This is a genomic window from Mesorhizobium sp. M4A.F.Ca.ET.050.02.1.1 (genome assembly GCF_003997725.1).
GTDB lineage: Bacteria > Pseudomonadota > Alphaproteobacteria > Rhizobiales > Rhizobiaceae > Mesorhizobium.
In genome coordinates, this window is sequence record NZ_RZSG01000462.1 from 1 (window position 1) to 4,815 (window position 4,815).

Annotated in this window: 7 protein-coding genes and 1 pseudogene; 7 read left to right on the plus strand and 1 reads right to left on the minus strand. The window is 57.4% G+C overall.

What is annotated here, in order from left to right; genetic code table 11:
* Nucleotides 1-48: 48 nt before the first annotated feature.
* From EOA33_RS41540 to EOA33_RS24495, 5 genes and pseudogenes are all read left to right on the plus strand, one after another.
* Nucleotides 49-623 (plus strand): annotated as a pseudogene (locus EOA33_RS41540) (DUF1629 domain-containing protein).
* 9 nt (nucleotides 624-632) lie between these two features.
* Nucleotides 633-947: an AHH domain-containing protein gene (locus EOA33_RS24480; RefSeq protein WP_127406803.1), complete on the plus strand. Its 315-nt coding sequence runs from the start codon at nucleotides 633-635 to the stop codon at nucleotides 945-947.
* A gap of 527 nt (nucleotides 948-1,474) precedes the next feature.
* The gene (locus EOA33_RS24490) at nucleotides 1,475-1,663 is read left to right on the plus strand and encodes a hypothetical protein (RefSeq protein ID WP_127406805.1); all 189 of its coding nucleotides are present in this window, start codon (nucleotides 1,475-1,477) and stop codon (nucleotides 1,661-1,663) included.
* Nucleotides 1,664-1,679: 16 nt separating this feature from the next.
* Complete coding sequence (locus EOA33_RS39240) at nucleotides 1,680-1,835, plus strand: hypothetical protein (RefSeq protein WP_189375275.1); 156 nt, start codon at nucleotides 1,680-1,682, stop codon at nucleotides 1,833-1,835.
* Nucleotides 1,836-2,220: 385 nt separating this feature from the next.
* Nucleotides 2,221-2,997, plus strand: a complete 777-nt coding sequence (locus tag EOA33_RS24495; RefSeq protein ID WP_210212599.1) for an NYN domain-containing protein — start codon at nucleotides 2,221-2,223, stop codon at nucleotides 2,995-2,997.
* A gap of 223 nt (nucleotides 2,998-3,220) precedes the next feature.
* Here EOA33_RS24495 and EOA33_RS24500 read toward each other — a convergent pair whose 3' ends face one another.
* Nucleotides 3,221-3,529: a hypothetical protein gene (locus EOA33_RS24500; protein ID WP_127406807.1), complete on the minus strand. Its 309-nt coding sequence runs from the start codon at nucleotides 3,527-3,529 to the stop codon at nucleotides 3,221-3,223.
* Between EOA33_RS24500 and EOA33_RS41545 the strand changes: the two genes are divergently transcribed.
* Both EOA33_RS41545 and EOA33_RS24510 read left to right on the plus strand, forming a co-directional pair.
* Entirely contained in the window at nucleotides 3,516-3,932 is a 417-nt protein-coding gene (locus EOA33_RS41545; RefSeq protein WP_348628259.1) for a type IV toxin-antitoxin system AbiEi family antitoxin domain-containing protein, read from the plus strand. The two genes, EOA33_RS24500 and EOA33_RS41545, sit on opposite strands and share 14 nt — an antisense overlap.
* 188 nt (nucleotides 3,933-4,120) lie before the next feature.
* Nucleotides 4,121-4,815 (plus strand): MFS transporter (locus EOA33_RS24510; protein ID WP_127406808.1); only part of this gene is annotated, 695 nt, incomplete at its 3' end.

Genomic DNA, 4,815 nt, shown 5'->3' on the forward strand with positions numbered 1-4,815 from the left:
CCCCGCCAGGTCGGTAAATCTCGTCGATTCTTCAAGTTCGACTCCGACTTGCGTGGCGGTAAAGGCCACGGCGTACGCATTGCAAACGAGGATGCATTGATAACGCCGGGCCTCATCGTCTTCGCGCCGCCCCCAGCGAAAGGCCATGGCTTCGCAGAACTGCCGGAAAAACCTCAGCTTGTTCACTACCCTAAGGAGGGCAAGATGCCGCGCGATCTGGAGATATTGCACGGTTACCTGATCGTTTCCGAACGCCTGAAGCGGGTTTTCGAGGATGTCGACGCAGCCGGCTTCGAGTTTGTCGACTGCGATTTTACTTTGGCAGACGGCTCGCAAGGGCCGAAATATTATTTGGCCGATGTTGTACGTGTCCTGGACGCCATCGACGAAGCGCGTCGAAAATAAGGATCGATTACGAACGTGATTACAAAACAAATGAGGATGTGAAGATCTACGATTTTGTAGGACCGACCAGCCTTGTGTTCCGGGATGAGGTGGTCGCCGATGCCCATATATTTCGTACGCCGTATGCTGGCAGCATCTTCTGCGACGAAGTGTTGAAGTCTGCCTGCAAGGTCGCCGGTGTCACCGGTCCCGACTTCACCAATGTTGAGAAGATGTGAGATTTGACCATGGCTGGCACAGAATTGTTCCGTGAGCACCACGTCATCACACAGGATCTGGCTCCCAAGAGCCTGTTGCTAAGTCTTTTAGCTAAAAACAAACTATTTAATCTCAACGCACCGCAAAATCTGCTCAACCTGCCGACAGATCGCAAGCTAGCGCAATCGCTGGATATCTCGCCTCACCCGGGCGGGCCGCTAGGAACATATGGCAAAAGACTAACCGAGGCGCTTGGTAAGATAGAAAGATCCCGTGACTTTGCGGCCGCCAGCGCCGGCGCCGCAGCCCGAATTGCGGTGCTTATGGACAAAGAGGGGCACTAGAATAGGGTAGTGGAACACGGCTCATAACCCTATCGATACAGGTTCGGGTACTTGGCCTTTTCAGTCTTGCAATTCCCCGCCCTCTGAACCGCCATGGCGAAAGCCCTTTCATAGGCGTGCGCGGCGCTCTGGAACTTCCGTGTATCTGGCGTTAGGTGTTTCTCCAGCCCGTGGTACAAAAGGACGGGAACGGCCATTATGGCTTTCCCATCCTCTGTCGGGTTCAACCGACATCTTTCCATTACGCCGATCAGGTCGCCCGCCATTCTCGCGGCCTTATTCAATCTGGCCTGGTCCATTCTGGCCAAGAAATTGATGTTGCTCTGCTCTCCTTGTCCTGCAGAGGCAGACGACATTGCGAAGCAAATACCGACGATGGATACCGCGAAAGCGTGCCCGAGTTTCATTCTTCCCCCGAATTGAATCCAGTAATGCAGGTTTGCACATCAGCTGAAGAACCCGCGAACGCGTGCCTGTTGATCAATCTTACGTAGAATATTTTCCTTTCACAACTACAGGAGCAAGCAATGTCGACACGCTGCGCAACCATCATATCCGATGGCGATGGGCAGGAAATCATCAACGCCATCGCCGATATCGAAGGTGCCGCGCCTCAGGTCGGGTTCGGCACGGTCGAGAAAGTTGCCGACGGCGTTCTCATCGGCATCGTGCGCGGCGGCCCGGTAAGCGCGGTCGGTGGTTTCGGGTTCCCCTAAGGAGCCGTAGTTGCTGATGAGCGCAACGTCGGTGTCGCGTGTGCGGAGCCGAAGGACAAGGGTGACCAAGACGCGTGGCAAGGCCATGGATATCAAGCCGGCCGACGAACCCGCTAAGGATGGCGAAGCGGGCAACAGCACTGTCGGCGCCGATGCCAAGGCCGGCGAGTAAAACTGGCTACCCGCGATCGAAAAGGGTCGCGGCTTCGCCACCAGGTTCATGCGCCATACAAGCGCCAAAAGGTAACGACATCTGGAAGGCGCCCAGCTTTCGCCGGCGAAAGCCTATCTTCGCCACGGTTGAAGATCTTTGGGCCGCAGCAGTCGAATATTTCGCATAGCCCGTAACGTCGCCGAAGATCGATCGAAATTAAGGTGGCATGGCCCCCACGGTGTCGATAGGCCAACTGCCCCTCACGGCGCACCCGAGGGGCGCTGCTTGAACCACAATCGTGCGCACATTGCACAGATGCTATCAATGAAGATGCGCAGGGAGGGCGAACAATCGAATGGAAAATGAGGACAGGTCGCGAACCACATCTGATCGGCGAATCGCCTTGCTCATCGATGCGGACAATGTGTCCCACGGCAAGATCGCAGCGATACTGGCGGAACTTTCAAAATACGGCACGGCCAATATCCGCCGCGCCTATGGCGATTGGGCAAGCGCCAATCTCAGGAACTGGAAAGACAAACTGCACAATTTTGCAATTCGGCCCATTCAACAGTTCACCTATTCCGCCGGCAAAAACGCCACCGATATTGCGCTTGTGATCGATGCAATGGAGCTTCTCTACACTCAAAAGCTTGACGCTTTCTGTTTGGCTTCCAGCGACGCCGATTTCACGCCACTAGTGATGCAGTTGAAGGCCAATGGACACGAAGTCTACGGATTTGGTGAACGCAAAACGCCCACACCGTTCATCAATGCCTGCACGACTTTCCTCTACCTCGATAGCCTGGACGATGCTGAGCAACCGACAACTCCTGTAGCCCCGGGCGAGAAACCAAAGACCAAAGCGGAATCGGCGGCCAGGTCTAAAAAGCCCGCCGACAAGCGAACGGGCAAGTCTCTATCGCAAGATACGACCCTCGTGACGATCCTGCGTGGCGCTGTGGAAGCCACGGCGCAAGACGATGGATGGGCAGCTATGTCATCGGCAGGAAGCGCAGCGAAACGACAGGCGCCCATCGATCCACGAAACTATGGAGTGAAGAACTTTCCGGCACTCTTCGCGGCGACTGGCCTCTTCGACATAATGAAGATGGAGAATGGGCAGAGCTACGTCGCAGACAAGCGGAACAAGGACCGCTCACCACAGCCGAGCCGATAGGGAGGCCGGCGGGCGCTTTTCTTGCCGGCCAACGCCATTACCAACGACAGGCCGAGGCAATTGAAAAAAATCGAGAATAGACTAGATGGTGCGGCTCGCCGGGCTGACCACAGTGTTGCCGTCGGGCGAACGCGGCCCGCGGAAACGAACGAGATGAGCAAGGTGATGAATCGGCTGGCGATCGCGCCAATGATGGATGGGGCGGATAGATAAGCGATATCAGTTAGTTGCGTGGAGCCGTGTGCAAAAATCGCACACGAAAGTTCTGCTTCTCTTCTTTTTTCGTTCCCACGACAGGGCCGCCGACAGCCTTATTCGGACGCTCTTTTGCCGACGATTTGACCGCTCCGTTGCGGACGTTCGCTGCGATATCCGAGACCCCTTTTGTCCGATGCGCCGTCCAATTTCCTTGGGTTCCTGGAAGCTTTTCGAAATTTTTGCCTCGCGCCGCCAGCTGAATTGCTGCCACTGGTGAAAGAGGTCGGAATGTATCAATTCGTTCTGGACCAGCTTGATCGATGCGCTCCCGCATCGGAGTTTCGTGTAGGGCGGTAACACCCCATCGCATCAGGGACGAGCCCAGCGTACACAGAGCGGGACATGACGTTCGCAGTGGTGGATCGCTACGGCTCCCCGGACCGAATGAAACCGCGAACTATGAGCTGCCGATTCCCCTCCAAACTACGCCTGAGCCTTCCCCTAAGATTCGCAAGCGTGACCGCGAGCGCGCGGAGCGCATCCGATTGGCCGGCGGGCCTAAGCCATCCCTCCGAGAGCGCGCGGTCGCATTTACCCGCGAGAAGGATGAAGTACGAACGCGCGACCTGACTGAAATCGGAATTCCCCGCTGCTATCTGGCCCGCATATGCGACGAGGGCCTACTCATCAAGGTTGGCTACGGCATCTATCGCGCTGCAGATCGAAGGGGGGCATGATCTGAATTCGCTTAAATCCAATCAGACGCGATGCCGCAACGCCCCAACGATCGGCAAGCCCTCCCCCTCTGCTGATTTATATCTCGTAGCAATAAGTCCATGCTGATTATTCGGGCTAATTGAACCGGTTGCTCTGCAATATCTTTCCAGCAAGTCGGCGCGCAAGCTCGCGCCCCTTTCAGGTCACGATGGTGCAGACACCCGACAAGACGATGGCGAAGCTACTGCCGATCATGGCGGCGATTTTCGCCGGCTTCCTGCTCATCGGTTTGGCGCTGCCTGTTCTGCCACTGCATCTCAATCAGGCGTTGGGCTTCGGTCCCTTCACGGTAGGATTGTTGACGGGGAGCCAATTCGTCGCTTCGCTGCTTACGCGCATCGGCGCCGGTAACTATGCTGATGCGAACGGCGGCAAGCGGGCAGTCGTCATCGGCCTGGTCGCTGCCGTCCTGGCGGGGCTCATCTATATCGGGTCCCTGGCCTTGCTCGATCGGCCGACGGTATCCGCATCCGCGCTTTTGGTCGGCAGGGCAGTGCTCGGCGCGGCCGAGAGTTTTATCATCACCGGGGGCGTGGCCTGGGGCCTTGCCCTCGCCGGCGGGCAGCACTCCGGAAAGGTCATTGCCTGGATAGGCACCGCGATGTTCGCGGCGCTTGCGCTCGGCGCACCGATCGGGTCCGGGCTCTACGAGGCCGGCGGCTTCGCCGCGATCGCGCTGGCTACAATCGTCCTGCCCCTTGCGACCTTTCTTGCCATCCTGCCGATGCGCGGCATCAGGCCCGCCGGCGGCACCGCCCGGCTGTCGTGGAAAAGTGTGGCGGAAGCTGTCTGGCTTCCGGGCTTTGGGGCTGCTTTCAGCAGTCTCGGTTATGGCGAGATCCT